Source organism: Lentzea pudingi (assembly GCF_014646255.1).
GTDB lineage: Bacteria > Actinomycetota > Actinomycetes > Mycobacteriales > Pseudonocardiaceae > Lentzea > Lentzea pudingi.
Genome location: NZ_BMNC01000015.1, coordinates 101,360 through 114,870, shown reverse-complemented (window position 1 = coordinate 114,870; position 13,511 = coordinate 101,360). Strand labels below are relative to the sequence as shown.

General features: G+C 68.2%; 21 protein-coding genes. 15 read left to right on the top strand and 6 right to left on the bottom strand.

Annotated elements, in window-relative coordinates; all coding sequences use genetic code 11:
* Positions 1–3: 3 nt before the first annotated feature.
* The 3 genes from IEY88_RS35360 to IEY88_RS35350 all read left to right on the top strand — a co-directional run bounded on the left by IEY88_RS35360 (position 4) and on the right by IEY88_RS35350 (position 1,894).
* Complete coding sequence (locus IEY88_RS35360; protein WP_189159263.1) at positions 4–489, top strand: GNAT family N-acetyltransferase; 486 nt, start codon at positions 4–6, stop codon at positions 487–489.
* A 76-nt stretch (positions 490–565) separates the two neighbouring features.
* Positions 566–859 carry a hypothetical protein gene (locus tag IEY88_RS35355; protein ID WP_189159262.1) on the top strand — a complete coding sequence of 98 codons (294 nt, stop codon included), beginning with the start codon at positions 566–568 and terminating at the stop codon, positions 857–859.
* A 9-nt stretch (positions 860–868) separates the two neighbouring features.
* Entirely contained in the window at positions 869–1,894 is a 1,026-nt protein-coding gene (locus IEY88_RS35350) for a saccharopine dehydrogenase family protein (RefSeq protein WP_189159261.1), read from the top strand.
* Between the two features lie 40 nt (positions 1,895–1,934).
* Here IEY88_RS35350 and IEY88_RS35345 read toward each other — a convergent pair whose 3' ends face one another.
* The gene (locus IEY88_RS35345) at positions 1,935–2,198 is read right to left on the bottom strand and encodes a CsbD family protein (protein WP_373294253.1); all 264 of its coding nucleotides are present in this window, start codon (positions 2,196–2,198) and stop codon (positions 1,935–1,937) included.
* 151 nt (positions 2,199–2,349) lie between these two features.
* Between IEY88_RS35345 and IEY88_RS35340 the strand changes: the two genes are divergently transcribed.
* The 9 genes from IEY88_RS35340 to IEY88_RS35300 are packed head-to-tail and all read left to right on the top strand — an operon-like array spanning position 2,350 to position 6,172.
* A complete protein-coding gene (locus IEY88_RS35340) occupies positions 2,350–2,907 on the top strand; it encodes an RNA polymerase sigma factor (protein WP_189159260.1) in 558 nt (185 codons plus the stop codon).
* Positions 2,898–3,446 carry an anti-sigma factor gene (locus IEY88_RS35335; protein WP_189159259.1) on the top strand — a complete coding sequence of 183 codons (549 nt, stop codon included), beginning with the start codon at positions 2,898–2,900 and terminating at the stop codon, positions 3,444–3,446. The genes IEY88_RS35340 and IEY88_RS35335 overlap by 10 nt, the downstream gene beginning before the upstream one ends.
* 4 nt (positions 3,447–3,450) lie before the next feature.
* Positions 3,451–3,798: an Asp23/Gls24 family envelope stress response protein gene (locus IEY88_RS35330; RefSeq protein ID WP_189159258.1), complete on the top strand. Its 348-nt coding sequence runs from the start codon at positions 3,451–3,453 to the stop codon at positions 3,796–3,798.
* The gene (locus IEY88_RS35325) at positions 3,792–4,085 is read left to right on the top strand and encodes a hypothetical protein (protein WP_189159257.1); all 294 of its coding nucleotides are present in this window, start codon (positions 3,792–3,794) and stop codon (positions 4,083–4,085) included. The genes IEY88_RS35330 and IEY88_RS35325 overlap by 7 nt, the downstream gene beginning before the upstream one ends.
* Before the next feature lie 57 nt (positions 4,086–4,142).
* Positions 4,143–4,583, top strand: a complete 441-nt coding sequence (locus IEY88_RS35320) for an Asp23/Gls24 family envelope stress response protein (RefSeq protein ID WP_189159256.1) — start codon at positions 4,143–4,145, stop codon at positions 4,581–4,583.
* An 11-nt stretch (positions 4,584–4,594) separates the two neighbouring features.
* Positions 4,595–4,771, top strand: a complete 177-nt coding sequence (locus IEY88_RS35315) for a hypothetical protein (RefSeq protein WP_093600157.1) — start codon at positions 4,595–4,597, stop codon at positions 4,769–4,771.
* A gap of 2 nt (positions 4,772–4,773) precedes the next feature.
* On the top strand, positions 4,774–5,121 hold the full coding sequence (locus IEY88_RS35310; protein ID WP_189159255.1) for an Asp23/Gls24 family envelope stress response protein: 348 nt from the start codon (positions 4,774–4,776) through the stop codon (positions 5,119–5,121).
* Complete coding sequence (locus IEY88_RS35305) at positions 5,118–5,636, top strand: DUF6286 domain-containing protein (protein ID WP_189159254.1); 519 nt, start codon at positions 5,118–5,120, stop codon at positions 5,634–5,636. The genes IEY88_RS35310 and IEY88_RS35305 overlap by 4 nt, the downstream gene beginning before the upstream one ends.
* Complete coding sequence (locus IEY88_RS35300; RefSeq protein WP_189159253.1) at positions 5,633–6,172, top strand: alkaline shock response membrane anchor protein AmaP; 540 nt, start codon at positions 5,633–5,635, stop codon at positions 6,170–6,172. Before IEY88_RS35305 ends, IEY88_RS35300 begins: the two co-directional genes overlap by 4 nt.
* Positions 6,173–6,184: 12 nt before the next feature.
* Here IEY88_RS35300 and IEY88_RS35295 read toward each other — a convergent pair whose 3' ends face one another.
* From IEY88_RS35295 to IEY88_RS35280, 4 genes are all read right to left on the bottom strand, one after another.
* Positions 6,185–7,420: a phospholipase D-like domain-containing protein gene (locus tag IEY88_RS35295; RefSeq protein ID WP_189159252.1), complete on the bottom strand. Its 1,236-nt coding sequence runs from the start codon at positions 7,418–7,420 to the stop codon at positions 6,185–6,187.
* A gap of 72 nt (positions 7,421–7,492) precedes the next feature.
* Positions 7,493–8,494 carry a lipoyl synthase gene (gene lipA, locus IEY88_RS35290; protein WP_189159251.1) on the bottom strand — a complete coding sequence of 334 codons (1,002 nt, stop codon included), beginning with the start codon at positions 8,492–8,494 and terminating at the stop codon, positions 7,493–7,495.
* Between the two features lie 210 nt (positions 8,495–8,704).
* Positions 8,705–9,595: an oxidoreductase gene (locus tag IEY88_RS35285; RefSeq protein WP_189159250.1), complete on the bottom strand. Its 891-nt coding sequence runs from the start codon at positions 9,593–9,595 to the stop codon at positions 8,705–8,707.
* Positions 9,592–9,939: a hypothetical protein gene (locus tag IEY88_RS35280; protein WP_189159249.1), complete on the bottom strand. Its 348-nt coding sequence runs from the start codon at positions 9,937–9,939 to the stop codon at positions 9,592–9,594. Before IEY88_RS35280 ends, IEY88_RS35285 begins: the two co-directional genes overlap by 4 nt.
* Positions 9,940–9,987: 48 nt before the next feature.
* Between IEY88_RS35280 and IEY88_RS35275 the strand changes: the two genes are divergently transcribed.
* The 3 genes from IEY88_RS35275 to IEY88_RS35265 all read left to right on the top strand — a co-directional run bounded on the left by IEY88_RS35275 (position 9,988) and on the right by IEY88_RS35265 (position 12,222).
* A complete protein-coding gene (locus IEY88_RS35275) occupies positions 9,988–10,578 on the top strand; it encodes a TetR/AcrR family transcriptional regulator (protein ID WP_090070887.1) in 591 nt (196 codons plus the stop codon).
* Positions 10,579–10,645: 67 nt separating this feature from the next.
* Positions 10,646–11,329, top strand: coding sequence for an SDR family NAD(P)-dependent oxidoreductase (locus IEY88_RS35270; RefSeq protein ID WP_189159248.1), 684 nt, complete (start codon positions 10,646–10,648; stop codon positions 11,327–11,329).
* A 287-nt stretch (positions 11,330–11,616) separates the two neighbouring features.
* Positions 11,617–12,222: a response regulator transcription factor gene (locus tag IEY88_RS35265; protein WP_030474540.1), complete on the top strand. Its 606-nt coding sequence runs from the start codon at positions 11,617–11,619 to the stop codon at positions 12,220–12,222.
* Between the two features lie 174 nt (positions 12,223–12,396).
* Here the strand turns inward: IEY88_RS35265 and IEY88_RS35260 are convergent, their stop codons facing one another.
* Complete coding sequence (locus IEY88_RS35260) at positions 12,397–13,368, bottom strand: sensor histidine kinase (protein WP_189159247.1); 972 nt, start codon at positions 13,366–13,368, stop codon at positions 12,397–12,399.
* Positions 13,369–13,511: the final 143 nt, after the last annotated feature.

Here is a 13,511-nt window from a genome sequence, read left to right as displayed (position 1 = left end):
ATCGTGGAGATCATTCAAGGGGGGTCCGGACACGTCGACGTGGCCGCGTTGATCTGGGCGCACGCGGTCGCCGTGAGGGACGGTTACGACGAGGTTCCGTCGCTCGAAGAGGCGCGGCCCGGGGTGGAGAGCGCTCTCGCGAAGGAGCCTTCGCTGTTGCTGCTCGCCCTGGAAGGCGGCCAGGCGGTGGGTTTCCTCGCTGGAGGTCCACAGGAGACGGACACCGCCTACGTCAACTACGTCGGTGTTCATCCCGACTCGTGGGGCAAGGGCGTCGGCGAGGCGTTGCTGCGTGCGCTGCCGGAAGTGTTGATCAAGAATGGATACGAGAAGGCCGAGTTGCTGGTCTACGTCGACAACGCGCGGGGCGTGCGGCTCTACGAACGGCTCGGTTGGATCAAGGTCGGCGACCCTGCGCCGCATCCGCGCAACGGCCGTGTGGAGCAGCGCTACGCGTTCTTGCCCGAGAGGGGACTCGAAGGTGTTTAGTCGGGGATTAGGGGATCAACCCCAATGCGGCTGACCAGGGCTATCCCAAAGTCCATTTGAGACCTACCTTTTGCTCATGTCAGTGCGCACCCTCGCCGTTGTGGTCGGTCTCGCGTTCTTGCTCGGCGGGGGTGCGATCCTGTTCGTGATGCTGGCCGTCGAGGCACCGAGCGGGACGCTGGTCCCGTGCGGCAACAGCCTGGGGCTCGGCTTCGACGAGCCCGCCGCCTCTGCCGTCAGTCCGGCCTATGTGGACATCTGCGCCGATCTCAGGCATCGCCGGCTGCTGTGGGGGCTGCCCGTGATCGGGCTGGGCGTACTGCTGCTGATCGGCTCTTTGGTCGGTTCCCGACGGGCTACTCGCCGGTAAGGTCGCGGCATGACGTGGATGGTCTACGGCGCCAACGGCTACACCGGACGTCTCATCGCCGAGCTCGCGGTCGAGCGCGGGGAGCGGCCGATCCTCGCCGGCCGCTCGCTCGAGAAGGTCGAGCCGATCGCGACCGCCCTGGGGCTGGAGTTCCGTGCGTTCGCTCTCGCCCAGGCGCGGACGCACCTCGAGGACGTCGACGCCGTCGTGCACTGTGCCGGGCCGTTCTCGCAGACGTCCACCGCGATGGTCGACGCGTGCCTGATGACCCGAACGCACTACCTCGACATCACGGGCGAGATCGACGTCTTCGAAGCCATCGGGGTGAGGGACGTCGACGCGCGCAAGGCGGGCATCGTGCTGTTGCCCGGTGCCGGGTTCGATGTCGTGCCCACGGACTGCGTCGCCGCGATCCTGAAGAACGCCCTGCCGTCCGCCACGCACCTCGACCTCGCGTTCGTCGTCGGGGGAGGGGCGAGTGCCGGGACGACCAAGACGTCCGTCGAGGCCGCTGCCGTGGGTGGGCGCATCCGCGTGAACGGTGACCTGAAGAGCGTCCGCATCGGACATCGCAGGCGCACCGCGTACTTCCGATCGGGGCCGCGCGAGGTCGGCAGCATCCCGTGGGGCGACGTGAGCACCGCCTACCGGTCGACCGGCATCCCGAACATCACGACGTTCACCACCGTGCCGGGTCTGCTCGGACAGCTGCAACAGGTGTTCGCGCCCGTGCTGCAGACGTCGCTCGTGCAGAGCGTCGCGAAGACCGTCGCCGGCCAGGTGAAAGGCCCTGACGAGCGCAAGCGCGCCAACACCAGGGCCGAGGTGTTCGGCGAGGCGTGGGACGCGCAGGCGAAGGTCGAATGCGCGATCACCACCCCGAACGCCTACAGCCTCACCGCGGACGCCGTGCTCCGCGCCATCGCCAAGATCAACGGCGTGGCGCCCGGCTCGCACACCCCGTCGAGCGCGTTCGGCGCCGACTTCGTGCGCGAGCTCGACGGCGTCGTCGCGGGTGAAGTCCGTTTCACGTGAGTTAGAACCTCTAACTTCACGTCTGTTAGACCTTCTAACGTCACTTCTTGAGGTGCTTGGCGACGCTGTCGACGACTCCGCCGACGGCGTCCTTCACCTTCTCCACGCCGTCCTTGACGGCGGCCTTCGCCTGGTCCGCGCGACCCTCGTCGGCGAGTTCCCGGTCGCCGGTCGCCTCGCCCGCGGTCTCCTTGACCTTGCCGCCGAGGTCCTCCGCCTTGTTGCCGATCTTGTCCGACAGCGACATCGCGTCCTCCTGAGCTGAACCTGCGCCGAACTCCGGGCCGGAGTTCGACTGACGCATGTTCGACACCCGCCGCCCCTCCTTCGTCACGCCACTGTCGGGTGAAAACCGGGTGAGGGCGATCACGGGCGGGAAATCAGGGAACCGCGTGACGTTCCGCGAGCGAACGTGTCCATCGAGCGACAAAGCAAATTTGGGCGGGGGTGTGCGCATGGGCGTGGCCGAAGCAGCCGCACTCGACGATGCCACGCTGGTGGCACGGTCACGTGACGGCGACATGAGGGCATATGAGCAGCTCGTGCGCCGTTATCAGGGGCCGATGTACCGGCTGGCGTTGCGCATCGTGGGCAGCTCGGGTGATGCCGAGGACGCGGTGCAGGACGTGTTCCTGACCGCGTGGCGGCGGCTCGGGCAGCTCAACGACGACGGGGCCTTCCTCGGCTGGCTCTACCGCACCACCACCAACCAGTGCCTGAACGTGCTGCGCAAGCGCAAACCGCACGCCGACACCGAGCTCGACGAGCACGAGTCGCCGGCGCCGCGGACCCGGCCCGACCGCGCGGTGGAGGTGAACGCGCAGCTCGACGCGCTGCAAGCCGCACTGCGCGGTCTCACGCCGGAACAGCGGGCGTGCTGGGTGCTGCGTGAGGTCCACGGCCGGTCGTACGACGAGATCGCCGAGGCGATCGGCACGACCCAGCAGTCGGTGCGCGGCAGGCTCGCGCGGGCACGGGCACAACTCGCGGAGGTGATGGCGCCGTGGCGGTGACGTCCGAGTCCGACTACGTCCTGCCGTGCGGGCGGGACGTCGAAGAGGTCTGGGAGGCGATCGACCTCTCGGACGAGCACACGCGCTCGTGCCCGCACTGCGCTGCGGTGCGGGAGAGCCTCCTGGTGTTGCGCGAGGCCACGAAAGAGATGGCCCGCGAAGAAGTCGAGCCACCGTCCGACCTGGTCAGCCGCGTGATGTCGGCCGTGCGCGCGGACGTGCGGCGGTCCGATGTCGTGCCGTTGCCCGGTGACGGACTGGCTCGGGTGAGCACGCGCGCGGTCGCGGCGGTGCTGCGGTACGCCGCGGACGGCGTCGACGGTGTGCGGGCACGAGGGTGCCGGGTCGTCGAAGCGCCTGAGTCGACCGTGCCGGACCCGGTGATCGAGGTCGAGCTCAGCATCGTGATCACCGCGGGACGGGTCACGCACCTGGCGTACGACGAGGTGCGGCGCAGGGTGCTGGCGGCGGCCTCCGCACGGATCGGTGTGCGGCTCGCCCGCCTGGACCTCGTCGTGTCCGACGTTCTCGAAGGATGAGCGAGTGATCGAAGCAGTCGTGTCCGCTCCGGCGGTGGCGGCGGTCGCGGTGCACGCGGCCGAACGGGTCGCCGGGGTGCGTGTGCAGCCGGGAGTGGCAGGCCTGGTGGGTTCCGTGGTGCGCAAGGCGAGGCAGCAGATCAAGGGGCTGCAGCCCGCCCCGGTCGAAGGCGTGCGGGTGCGGTGGTCCGGGACCGTCGCGCTGCTGGAGGTGGACGTGGTGATCTCGGGACAGGACCAGGCCGCGGCCGTGGCTCGTGCCGTGCAACGGTCGGTGCGCGCGCTCGTGCCGGAACTGACCGGCGTCGAGGTGGAGTCGGTGTTCGTCACCATCGTGGACGTCGCATGGTGATCGTGGCGGAGTTGTTGAAGGCGCTGGAGAAGATCGACGGGCTGCGGCCGTCGGTGCCCGAGCCCGCGCGCTCGTGGACCTCCTGGGACGTCGACGCGCTGGCCGTCGACGTCGAGGACGAACTGGTGTGCGTCCGGGTCGTCGCCACGCGGCTGCCGCTGGCGCTCGCCGGGGCCGGTGAGTCGCTGCGGGCTGTTCTCCTTGGCACGCAATGGGAAGACGCCGTAGTGCGGATCGTGGTGACCGATGTGGACAAACGTGCCCTCGATCACCTGAACGGGTCGTGACGTTTCGGCGAGAGCCGGTGTCGATCTGATGTGACCGCTTCGAAGGAAGGAAATGCGATGAGCACCCAGACTGTGGAGAAGAACGGTGTCACGGCAGGGAAGCTGGTGACGGACAAGGGTTCCACCACGATCGCGGACGTCGTGGTGCAGAAGGTCGCGGGCCTCGCTGCCAAGGAGATCCGCGGCGTGCACGCGCTGGGCGGCGGCGCCACCCGTGCGCTGAGCGCGTTGCGCGACCGCATCCCCGGTGCGACCGCGAGCGCGGGCCAGGGCGTGTCGGTCGAGGTCGGCGAGAAGCAGGCCGCCGTCGACCTGGAGCTCGTCGTCGAGTACGGCGTGCCGATCGCGGAGCTCGCGAAGTCGGTGCGCACCAACGTGATCACCGCGATCGAGCAGATCACCGGCCTCGAGGTCGTCGAGGTCAACATCAACGTCAACGACGTGCACATCCCGAGCGACACCGAGGGCGAAGAGCCCGAAACCGCACGCGTGCAGTGAAGGGGAACGCCATGAGCACCACCGCACTGGGCCTGTTGACCGGGCTCGCGCTCGGCCTGGCCGCCGCGTTCGGGGGCTTCAGCGCGTTCCTGCTCGTGCTCGTCTTCGGCGCGCTCGGCCTGGTCGCGGGCCGGGTCGCCGAGGGCAAGCTCGACCTCGCGCAGCTGCTCGGCAGGGATCGGGACTGACGATGACGACAACGCTCACCGCACAGCCGGGCACTGCCCAGCCAGGTTCGGCTCAGCCAGGTTTGACCACCGTCGCGGACCGCGCGGTGGGCCGCATCGCCGGACGTGCCGCCCTGGAGGTGCCGGACGTGCTCGACTGCGCCGTCACCGCGAGGGTGACCGGGGGAGTGGCCACCCTCGACACGCGCCTTGACCTGCGCTACCCGGCGCCGGTCGCGTCGACGGCCGCCCGCGTCCGCGCCCACCTGGTCGAGAGGGTCGCCGCGCTCACGGGCCTGCGGGTCTCCGTCGTGGACGTGTCGGTCGGCGTGCTGCGCGCGGAGGCGGTCCCGGTGAGGAGGGTCCGGTGACCCGCCGCTCCCGCCGTGCCCTGACCGCCACGCTCACGGCGCTCGTCCTGCTGGCCGCGTCGGTCCTGGTCGCGCTGACGGCCGTCCAGCTCGCGCTCGGCGAACCCCCGTTCCTGCCCTACGACTCCCTCGTCGGCACGGTGCACGACCTGACGTGGTCGTCGCGGGAGGTGGCCGTGGCGGGCGGGGTCGTCGCGGCCATCGGCCTTCTGCTGCTCCTCGCCGCGGTGGTGCCCGGACGGGCGCGGACCGCGACCCTGGACCAGCACACCGCGGTCTCGGTGCGCGGTCTGCGCAACGCTCTGCGGTCCGCGGCCGTCGTCGACGGCGTCGAGTCGGCCGCCGTGAAGGTGCGCCGCCGCCGGGTCCGCGCGGTGGTGCGCACCCGGCGTGCCGTGGCCGACGGCCTCGGCGACGCCGTCCGCACGGCGCTCGAACACCGTGTCGGCGAGTTCGCCCTCACCCGGCCGCCTCAGGTCGTGGTGCGGGTCAAGGCACTCAGGAGCACACCGTGAACCGCTTCGTGTTGGGCCTGCTGGGCCTCGTCCTGTTGCTCGCCGGCGCACTCGCGGTCGCCATCCACCTCGATTTCGTGCCTCAGGTGGATCGCGACGCCTCCCTGCTGCCCGGTACGGCGCTGCCACCGGCCTGGGTGCTGTGGGTGGTCGCCGCCGCGGCGGTCGTGGTCGCGCTGCTGTGCCTGCGCTGGCTCGCCGCCCAGATCCCACGCCGCAAGGTCGTGTCCTGGCGCTGGGCCGACGAGGCGGGTGCCACCCGCATCAGCACCGCGACGGCCACCGCGCCGTTCGCCGAGGAGATCACCGCCTACCCCGGTGTGCGCAAGGTCGAGGCCGAGCTGACCGGCCCGCACACCGCCCCGCGCCTGGCCCTCGTCGTCCGCGCCCACGGCGACGCCGATCTGCGGGGGATCCGCCGCCGCATCGACGACGAGGGCCTGCCACGGCTGCGTGAGGCACTCGGCACGCCCGATCTGCAGGCCATCGTGGAGTTCCGGATGTCGAACTCGAAGGGCGACGCCCGCGTGCGCTGATGCCGTGTCCGGTCAGCGATCCCCCGTTTCCGTTAGATACCGATCGATTGCCTTGATGTCGCGGAAGCGTTCATGCCGGTAGTTCGGGAAGTTGTCGCTCCGCTGCAGCTTCGTCGGACTCAGCCGCACATCGGTGAACGGAACGGGATCCGACGGCAGCGGTCCGGCGTTGTCGATGACCAGGCAGGTCAGCTGCTGGGCATCGGTGTGAGTGATCAACTGGTAGATCCGGTGCATGCCGTCGACCACGACGAGTGCGCCGCCGGGCTGCCTCTCGACGATGGGAGGCAGCACCAGCCTGCGGCCTCCACTGCTTTCGATGGCCGCAGGTTCAAATGGATCCAACGCGTACTTTCGGTATCCCTCGATCAACGCGGAGGCGCCGGGCAGTTTCGCGGTCTTCACCGTCCGGCAGCACGACTGCAACGACGCTCGCGAGACGTTTTGCAACGAGATGTCGTCCAACGTCAGGTGTCGGTAGTGACTGATCTGCGACAAGATCCGGTGCAGATCGTTGGTGGACAACTGACGGCGGTCCACGATGATCCCTTGCGGTAAGCCGGCCCAGATGGACCCAAAGAGCTGATGCAGCATGGCGATGTAGCTGAGGTCTCGGTCCGGAAGGTATCTGCGCGCCTCGTAGTCGAACGACCTGTCACTACCGGACTGCCCCGTGGCCATGGTGATGCGTTGTTTCGGTGTCTTGACGACCGTCAGTGCCGTGCCCTGGTCGGGGCTGACTTCCGCATCGGCCACCATGCCGCGGACTTTCACCAGGTCGCCGTCGTAGTACCTGACCTTCACACCGGCCGCGAACAGCGTCCGGACCTGGTCCAGCAGGATCGGGGTGGAGGGCCACTTGCACAGCACGTGGACCGAAGCTCCGGCCTTGGTGCGTGCGCGGAGCACGTCCTTGTTGGCGCGAGCCCAGGACACGTCACCCGCGAAGACCTCCACGGCGTGGTCTGCTCCGGACAGCACCGTTCGCCACGCGAGGTCGACTTTTTCCTTGCCCTCGAACCTGTTTGGGTCGCGGTAGAAGATCTGCAGGACGACGAGCGTCGCGAACGCTATGAAGGAGATGACAATGGCGGTGATCGCGACAGCCCGGTTGAGGGGAATCAGCTTGTCCAGCGTCATGCCGGTGATACCGACGACAATGCTCGCCCACTGGATCGTGGTGACAACTCGCTGACTCATCGCCGCCTCGATTGTTGTGGTTCCAAGCCCCAACCAGCTGATCGACACCGCGAGCGCGCTCGTTACGCCGCGAGCGGGCAGGTGGGAACCCCTGCCCGCTCGCGGGAACGCCTCTGGGCTCTAGCGAGGTGCTAGCAGGCTCGTGATCTCCTGGGACGCCGACACCGTCAGCAGGTGCTGGAGGTTCTCCGGCAGGTCCTCGCCGCGCTTCTGCTTCGCCTGCGCGTAGAGGCGGCCGGCGCGGTACGAGGAGCGGACGAGCGGGCCCGCCATGACACCGAGGAAGCCGATCTCCTCGGCCGTCTCCTTGTGCTGGACGAACTCCTCGGGCTTCACCCAGCGCTCGACCGGGTGGTGCCGCGGCGACGGGCGCAGGTACTGCGTGATGGTGATGATGTCGCAGCCCGCGTCGTAGAGGTCGGCGAGCGCCTCCGTGACCTCCTCGGGGGTCTCGCCCATGCCGAGGATCAGGTTCGACTTGGTGACCAGGCCGAACTCGCGGGCCTTGGTGATCACCTCGAGGGAACGCTCGTAGCGGAACGCCGGGCGGATGCGCTTGAAGATCCGCGGGACGGTCTCCAGGTTGTGCGCGAGCACCTCCGGCCGGGACTCGAAGACCTCGGCCAGCTGCTCGGGGACCGCGTTGAAGTCCGGGATCAGCAGCTCGACGCCCGTGCCGGGGTTCATCTCGTGGATCTGGCGGACCGTCTCGGCGTACAGCCACGCGCCGCCGTCCTCCAGGTCGTCACGGGCGACGCCGGTGACGGTGGAGTAGCGCAGGCCCATCGCCTGGACCGACTCGGCGACGCGGCGGGGTTCGTCGCGGTCGAGGTCGGCGGGCTTGCCCGTGTCGATCTGGCAGAAGTCGCAGCGCCTGGTGCACTGCTCCCCGCCGATCAGGAACGTGGCCTCGCGGTCTTCCCAGCACTCGTAGATGTTGGGACAGCCGGCCTCTTCGCAGACCGTGTGGAGGCCTTCGCGTTTGACCAGACCCTTGAGCTCCCGGTATTCGGGGCCCATCTTCGCCCGCGTCTTGATCCACGGGGGCTTCTTCTCGATCGGCGTCTCGCTGTTGCGGACCTCGAGCCGCAGCAGCTTCCGACCCTCAGGTACCACAGTCACGTCATCACCCTACGCTGCGCACTCAAGTGTCCGGGGTCACGCACTCCCAGGTCAGGCTAAGTGCGGGAACCGGGCTTTCAGTGGAGCGCCCGTTGTTCACGATCTGTTGTCGACGCAGGTCACGTCCAACATGAATAACACGATCGGGCTGAAGATGTTCCCGGCCAGGAGGTGACGACCGCGCCCCTCCTGGTCGAGGGCGCCGGTCCCCTACGGAAGATCTGGAGCGATTCCGGTCAGCTTGATCGTGAGCTCCCAGAGGCGGTTCGCGGCGAGGTCGTCCCTGGCGGCGGCCGTCATCCGCGCGACGGTGGGGTAACCGCGAGCGCCGTTGAAGCTGTCCGGGCCGTAGTACTCGCCTCCGCGCGCTTCGGGGGACGTCGCCGCGTAGAGCTGCGGGAGCGCGCCCATCTCGACGGACTGCGAGAACAGGTGGCTGATCTTGCCGCCGACCCTCATGACCACCGACTTGTGTGCGTCGGCCATGTTGTTGGTGAGCTCGGTGGCCGTCATACCGGGGTGGGCCGCGATGGACGTCACGTCCTGCGAACGGCGGTCCAGCTCGCGCGCGAACAGGATGTTGGCGAGCTTCGACTGCCCGTAGGAGCCCTGGAGGCTGTACGGGCGGCGCTCCCAGTTCGGGTCCTCGAAGTCGATGCGCCCCGCCCGGTGCATCAGCGACGAGACCGTGACGACGCGGGCGCCGGGGCGTTGCCTCAGCGCGGGCAGCAACAGCCAGGTCAGCGCGGCGTGGCCCAGGTGGTTGGTGCCGAACTGGCGCTCGAAGCCGTCGACGGTCCGGCCGTTCGGGACGGCCATGATGCCCGCGTTGTTGACGAGGACGTCGAGCGCCTCGACCTTCTCCGCTGCCGTGCGCACGGAGCTGAGGTCGGCGAGGTCGAGTTCGAGGACCTCGGCGGAACCCTGCACGGAACGGCGCGCGGTCTCCCCGCGCTGGACCGAGCGACAACCCATGATCACGTGGGCCCCGTTCGCCGCGAGCACCTGGGCGGTGCGCAGGCCTAGACCGGAGTTCGCACCGGTCACGAGGACTGTGCGGCCGGTCTGGCCGGGGATGTCGGCTTCGGTCCAACGACTCATGGAGTCATTCCTACCGTCCGGTAACTGCTGAGCGAAAGGTGTGCGTCCAGTACGGCTCGCAACACCGGCTCTTCGGCGGCCAGTTCCGCGATGACGCGGTCCTCGTCCACGGGGCCGTTCAGTCCGGCGTTCTCCATGCGGGCGGTCAGCTTGTTCTGCCAGCGGTGGTCGAGTGCCAGCAGCAGTTCGTGCAGTGAGCCGAAGACGTCCGGATCCACGATCAGCGGCGCGGACGGGTCGCGGCGAGCGTCGCTCAGGACGGCGTCGAGCGCGTCACGGCGGCGGTAGTGGTGTGCCCAGCCCATCTCGTACCCCCGGTCTCTCGCATACTGTCGGTATGACACGACCATACCACCGGTACGTACCGGTGGTATGTGAGATACGTTTCGTGTGTGCGAACACGACGCGCCGAGTACTCGGAGTCGACCAGGCAGGCGCTCGTGGACAGCGCCGTGCACCTGTTCACCAAGCGCGGCTACGCCGGCACCTCGCTCGACGAGGTCGTCAAACGCGCCCGCGTGACAAAAGGCGCGCTGTACCACCACTTCAGCGGCAAGCAGGCGTTGTTCGAGGCGGCCTTCACCCAGGTCGAGACCCAGTCGATCTCCTCGCTGACCGCGCTGATCACGGCGGACGGCGACCCGTGGGAGACCGCGGTGGGAGGCCTGCGCGCGTACGTCCGCAAGTGCCTGGAGCCCGAGTACCAGCGGATCATCGTCCACGAGGCGCCGGTCGTGATGGGCTGGGAACGCTGGCGTGAGGCGGAGGAGCAGTTCAGCTTCGGTCTGCTCCGCACGGCCGTGCAGTTGCTCGTCGACGCCGGTGAGATCGAGGAGGCGCCGGTCGAGATCATGGCGCGGCTGCTGTTCGGAGCACTGTCCGCGGGCGCGAGCACCATCGCGAGTTCGTCCGATCCGAAGCGCACCGGGCGTGAGGTCGAACGCGCGATCCTGCGTGTTCTGGAGGGATTGCGCAAGAAGTAGTCGAGTTCGGCCCTAGTGGCCGAGCGGAACGTCGATCACCACGCGGACAACAGAGGTGGTCGGCATCATGATCGAACCTGTCAGCACGCGCCTGGGACTCGACGGCAAGATCGCAGTGGTCACGTCGGGAACGCACGGGCTCGGTCTCGCCATCGCGAGCAAGCTCTGCGACAACGGCGCCCACGTCATCCTCACGACGTCCGACGAGGACAACGTCGACCTGGAGCGCGCGAAGCTCGTCCTGGCCGGCAAGCCCGGCTCGGTGAGCGTCACCCAGCTCAACATCCAGGACGAGCACTCGGTGCGGCTCCTGCTCGACCGGGTCAAGGAGGAACGCGGCCAGTTGGACGTGTTCGTCCACCACGCCGTGTCGCCGGACCTCACGCCGTTGCTCAACATCGTGGAGCCGCTCGCCAAGGCGCTCGTCGACGGCGGCCGCGTGGTCGTCGCGGGTTACACGGTGACACCGGTGCACGGCGTGATCCGGACCCTGGCGCTGGAAATGGCTTGGTACAAGGTCGCCGTGAACGCCGTCGTCACCACCGTCGTCGACAACGGCCCCATGAACATAGATCCCGACCTGGTCGACCGGCTCGCGATCAAGAGCCCGTCCGGTCGCGTCACCCTGCCCCAGGACATCGCGAACGCGGTTTCGTTGCTCTGCACCGACGAAGCCGCCTGGATCCAGGGTCAGGTGATCACCGTCGACGGCGGTCTCGAACTGCTGGAGCGCTGGGGTGAGACGCGCTGAACGCACCCTCGACGATCGGCTCTGTCGGTTGTTCGCACCCTGCCGCACGGACCGAATCGCTTGTACCGTTTTGCGCTCGTGCAGTCCTGGAGCCGTCCCGGTCGTCGATTCGGTCCTTGAGCGATCTGTGAGCGCGCGGTGACCCCAAGTCATCCACCGATTACCCTCATTAATTGCTCCTAGCGCATTTGGAGTAACGCTCGCCGCAGCCGGACTCAATGCTTGTCCTGCATGGTCACCGAGTGTAAGACTCGAAATGGTGACCTGGGGGCAAGCAAGGGGGTCGGATGATCAGAGTGCTACTAGCCGAGGACGTGCAAATGGTCCGCGGTGCTTTGGTCGCCTTGTTGAATCTCGAACCAGATATTGAGGTCGTCGCGTCTGTCGCAACGGGTGATGAAATCATCTCGGCAGTGGAGAAGAACAAACCGGACGTAGCGGTGCTCGACATCGACCTGCCCGGTATGGACGGCCTTTCCGCCGCGACCGTCATCCACGACACCGCACCGGAGACGCGCACTCTCATTCTCACGAGCCTCGGCAGACCGGGCACACTGCGCCGTGCGCTGAACGCCCGAGTCAACGGGTTCATCCTCAAGGATGCTCCGGTTGGAGAACTCGCTGACGCCATTCGCGGCGTCTCAATTGGTCGCCGCGTGATCGACTCGCAGCTCGCACTTTCCGCGTGGGACACCGACGAGTGCCCGCTGACTCCTCGGGAACTGGAAGTGCTGCGGCTCGCCTCGGACGGTGCGGACGCCATGGAGATCGCCACGACGCTGTTCCTGTCGGTCGGCACCGTTCGCAACTACCTGACGGCGGCGACGGCCAAGCTCGACGCGCGCAACCGGGTCGACGCCGTCCGCATCGCCCGCAAGTCCGGGTGGTTCTGAGCGCCGGTCGGCGGGTGGTCCGGCAGGCGGTGCGGGCACGGAGATCCTGATCTTCACCTGGCCCTTGCAATGACTCTTTTGACGACGAAGTCCAAAGAGTCATTGCTAAGGGCCAGGTGGACGAGGGTGCGCGAAGATCGTCTTTGGGGTGAGCGGTGGCGGGACCCCTGAGAGCTAAGGCTGCGGGACGGCCGGGATGGCGGCGTGGACGTGGAACGAGCCGTCGCCGATGTGGCGGGCCGTGAAGGTGCCGCCGGCTGCCTTGACGCGTTCGGCCTGGTTGCGGACGCCGTTGCAGTCGGCTGAGCTCGTGCGGTCGGCGGCGCCGTTGTTGATGACGTCGAGCAGGATCGTGGCGCCTCGCTGGTGCACGCCGATGGTGCAGATGCTGGCGTCGCTGTGGCGCAGGACGTTCGTGACGGCCTCGCACAGGACCGCGGCGAGGACGGTCTCCACCGGCTCCGGGAGCGGGTCGTGGGCCAGTTCCACGCGGACGTCGATGTTCGAGGCCGCGAGCATCGCCTTGGCCGAGTCCGAGGTGTCCGCGAGGGACAGCGGGCGGTAGCCGCGGGCCATGGAACGCACGTCGGCCAGGGCGTGGTGGGTGATGTCCAATATGTCGGTGATGTGTTCCTGCATGAACTCCCAGCCGTGGTCCGGGCGGTCCGCCACGATCCGGTGGGCCAGTTCGCTCTTGAGCTTGATGGCGCTGAGGCTGTAGCCGAGCAGGTCGTGCAGGTCGCGGGCCACGCGGACGCGTTCCGCGGTCACGGCGGCGGTCGTGATGACGACGGTGTCGGCCAGGGGCTGCGGGGCCGGTTCGGGGGTGGGGTGCGGGGCCGGTGAGGGCCAGTCGCGGTGGGTGGCGAAGCCCGTGGCCAGGCCCGCGAGCAGCAGGGCGGTAGCCGCGGTGGCCACCATCGCCTCGCCGTGGACGGCTTGGGCGAGGCCGGTCGAGACCACGGTCGCGACGAAGATCGACCAGCCGAAAGCCGGGCGCAGGATCAGCAGCGCGTTGCCGGCGACGAGGCCCGCGACACCCGTCCAGGAATGTCCGAAGAGGGCGTACGGCAGTAGCAGCAGTGCCGCTTGGGTTGCCAGTGCGAGGTGTCGCTGGAGTGCGGTCAGCGGCCTGAAATACGACACTTGCAGCAGGACAAGTACCGCTAAATCAATGACCGATACCGCCAATTCGGTGACCTCGCCGGCGAGAAGTAGCGCGCGGGTCAGGTCGGTCAGGCACACAGCGGCGAAGACCGCCACGATGATCGCGCGGTATCTCGGTATCG

Bases quoted from the DNA above. Each gene is read 5' to 3' on its own strand.
- IEY88_RS35310 (WP_189159255.1), top strand. From the start codon at position 4,774: ATGACGACAACGCTCACCGCACAGCCGGGCACTGCCCAGCCAGGTTCG.
- IEY88_RS35265 (WP_030474540.1), top strand. From the start codon at position 11,617: ATGATCAGAGTGCTACTAGCCGAGGACGTGCAAATGGTCCGCGGTGCT.
- IEY88_RS35270 (WP_189159248.1), top strand. From the start codon at position 10,646: ATGATCGAACCTGTCAGCACGCGCCTGGGACTCGACGGCAAGATCGCA.
- IEY88_RS35340 (WP_189159260.1), top strand. From the start codon at position 2,350: ATGGGCGTGGCCGAAGCAGCCGCACTCGACGATGCCACGCTGGTGGCA.
- IEY88_RS35315 (WP_093600157.1), top strand. From the start codon at position 4,595: ATGAGCACCACCGCACTGGGCCTGTTGACCGGGCTCGCGCTCGGCCTG.
- IEY88_RS35355 (WP_189159262.1), top strand. From the start codon at position 566: ATGTCAGTGCGCACCCTCGCCGTTGTGGTCGGTCTCGCGTTCTTGCTC.
- IEY88_RS35285 (WP_189159250.1), bottom strand. From the start codon at position 9,595: ATGAGTCGTTGGACCGAAGCCGACATCCCCGGCCAGACCGGCCGCACA.
- IEY88_RS35325 (WP_189159257.1), top strand. From the start codon at position 3,792: ATGGTGATCGTGGCGGAGTTGTTGAAGGCGCTGGAGAAGATCGACGGG.
- IEY88_RS35350 (WP_189159261.1), top strand. From the start codon at position 869: ATGACGTGGATGGTCTACGGCGCCAACGGCTACACCGGACGTCTCATC.
- IEY88_RS35345 (WP_373294253.1), bottom strand. From the start codon at position 2,198: ATGCGTCAGTCGAACTCCGGCCCGGAGTTCGGCGCAGGTTCAGCTCAG.
- IEY88_RS35320 (WP_189159256.1), top strand. From the start codon at position 4,143: ATGAGCACCCAGACTGTGGAGAAGAACGGTGTCACGGCAGGGAAGCTG.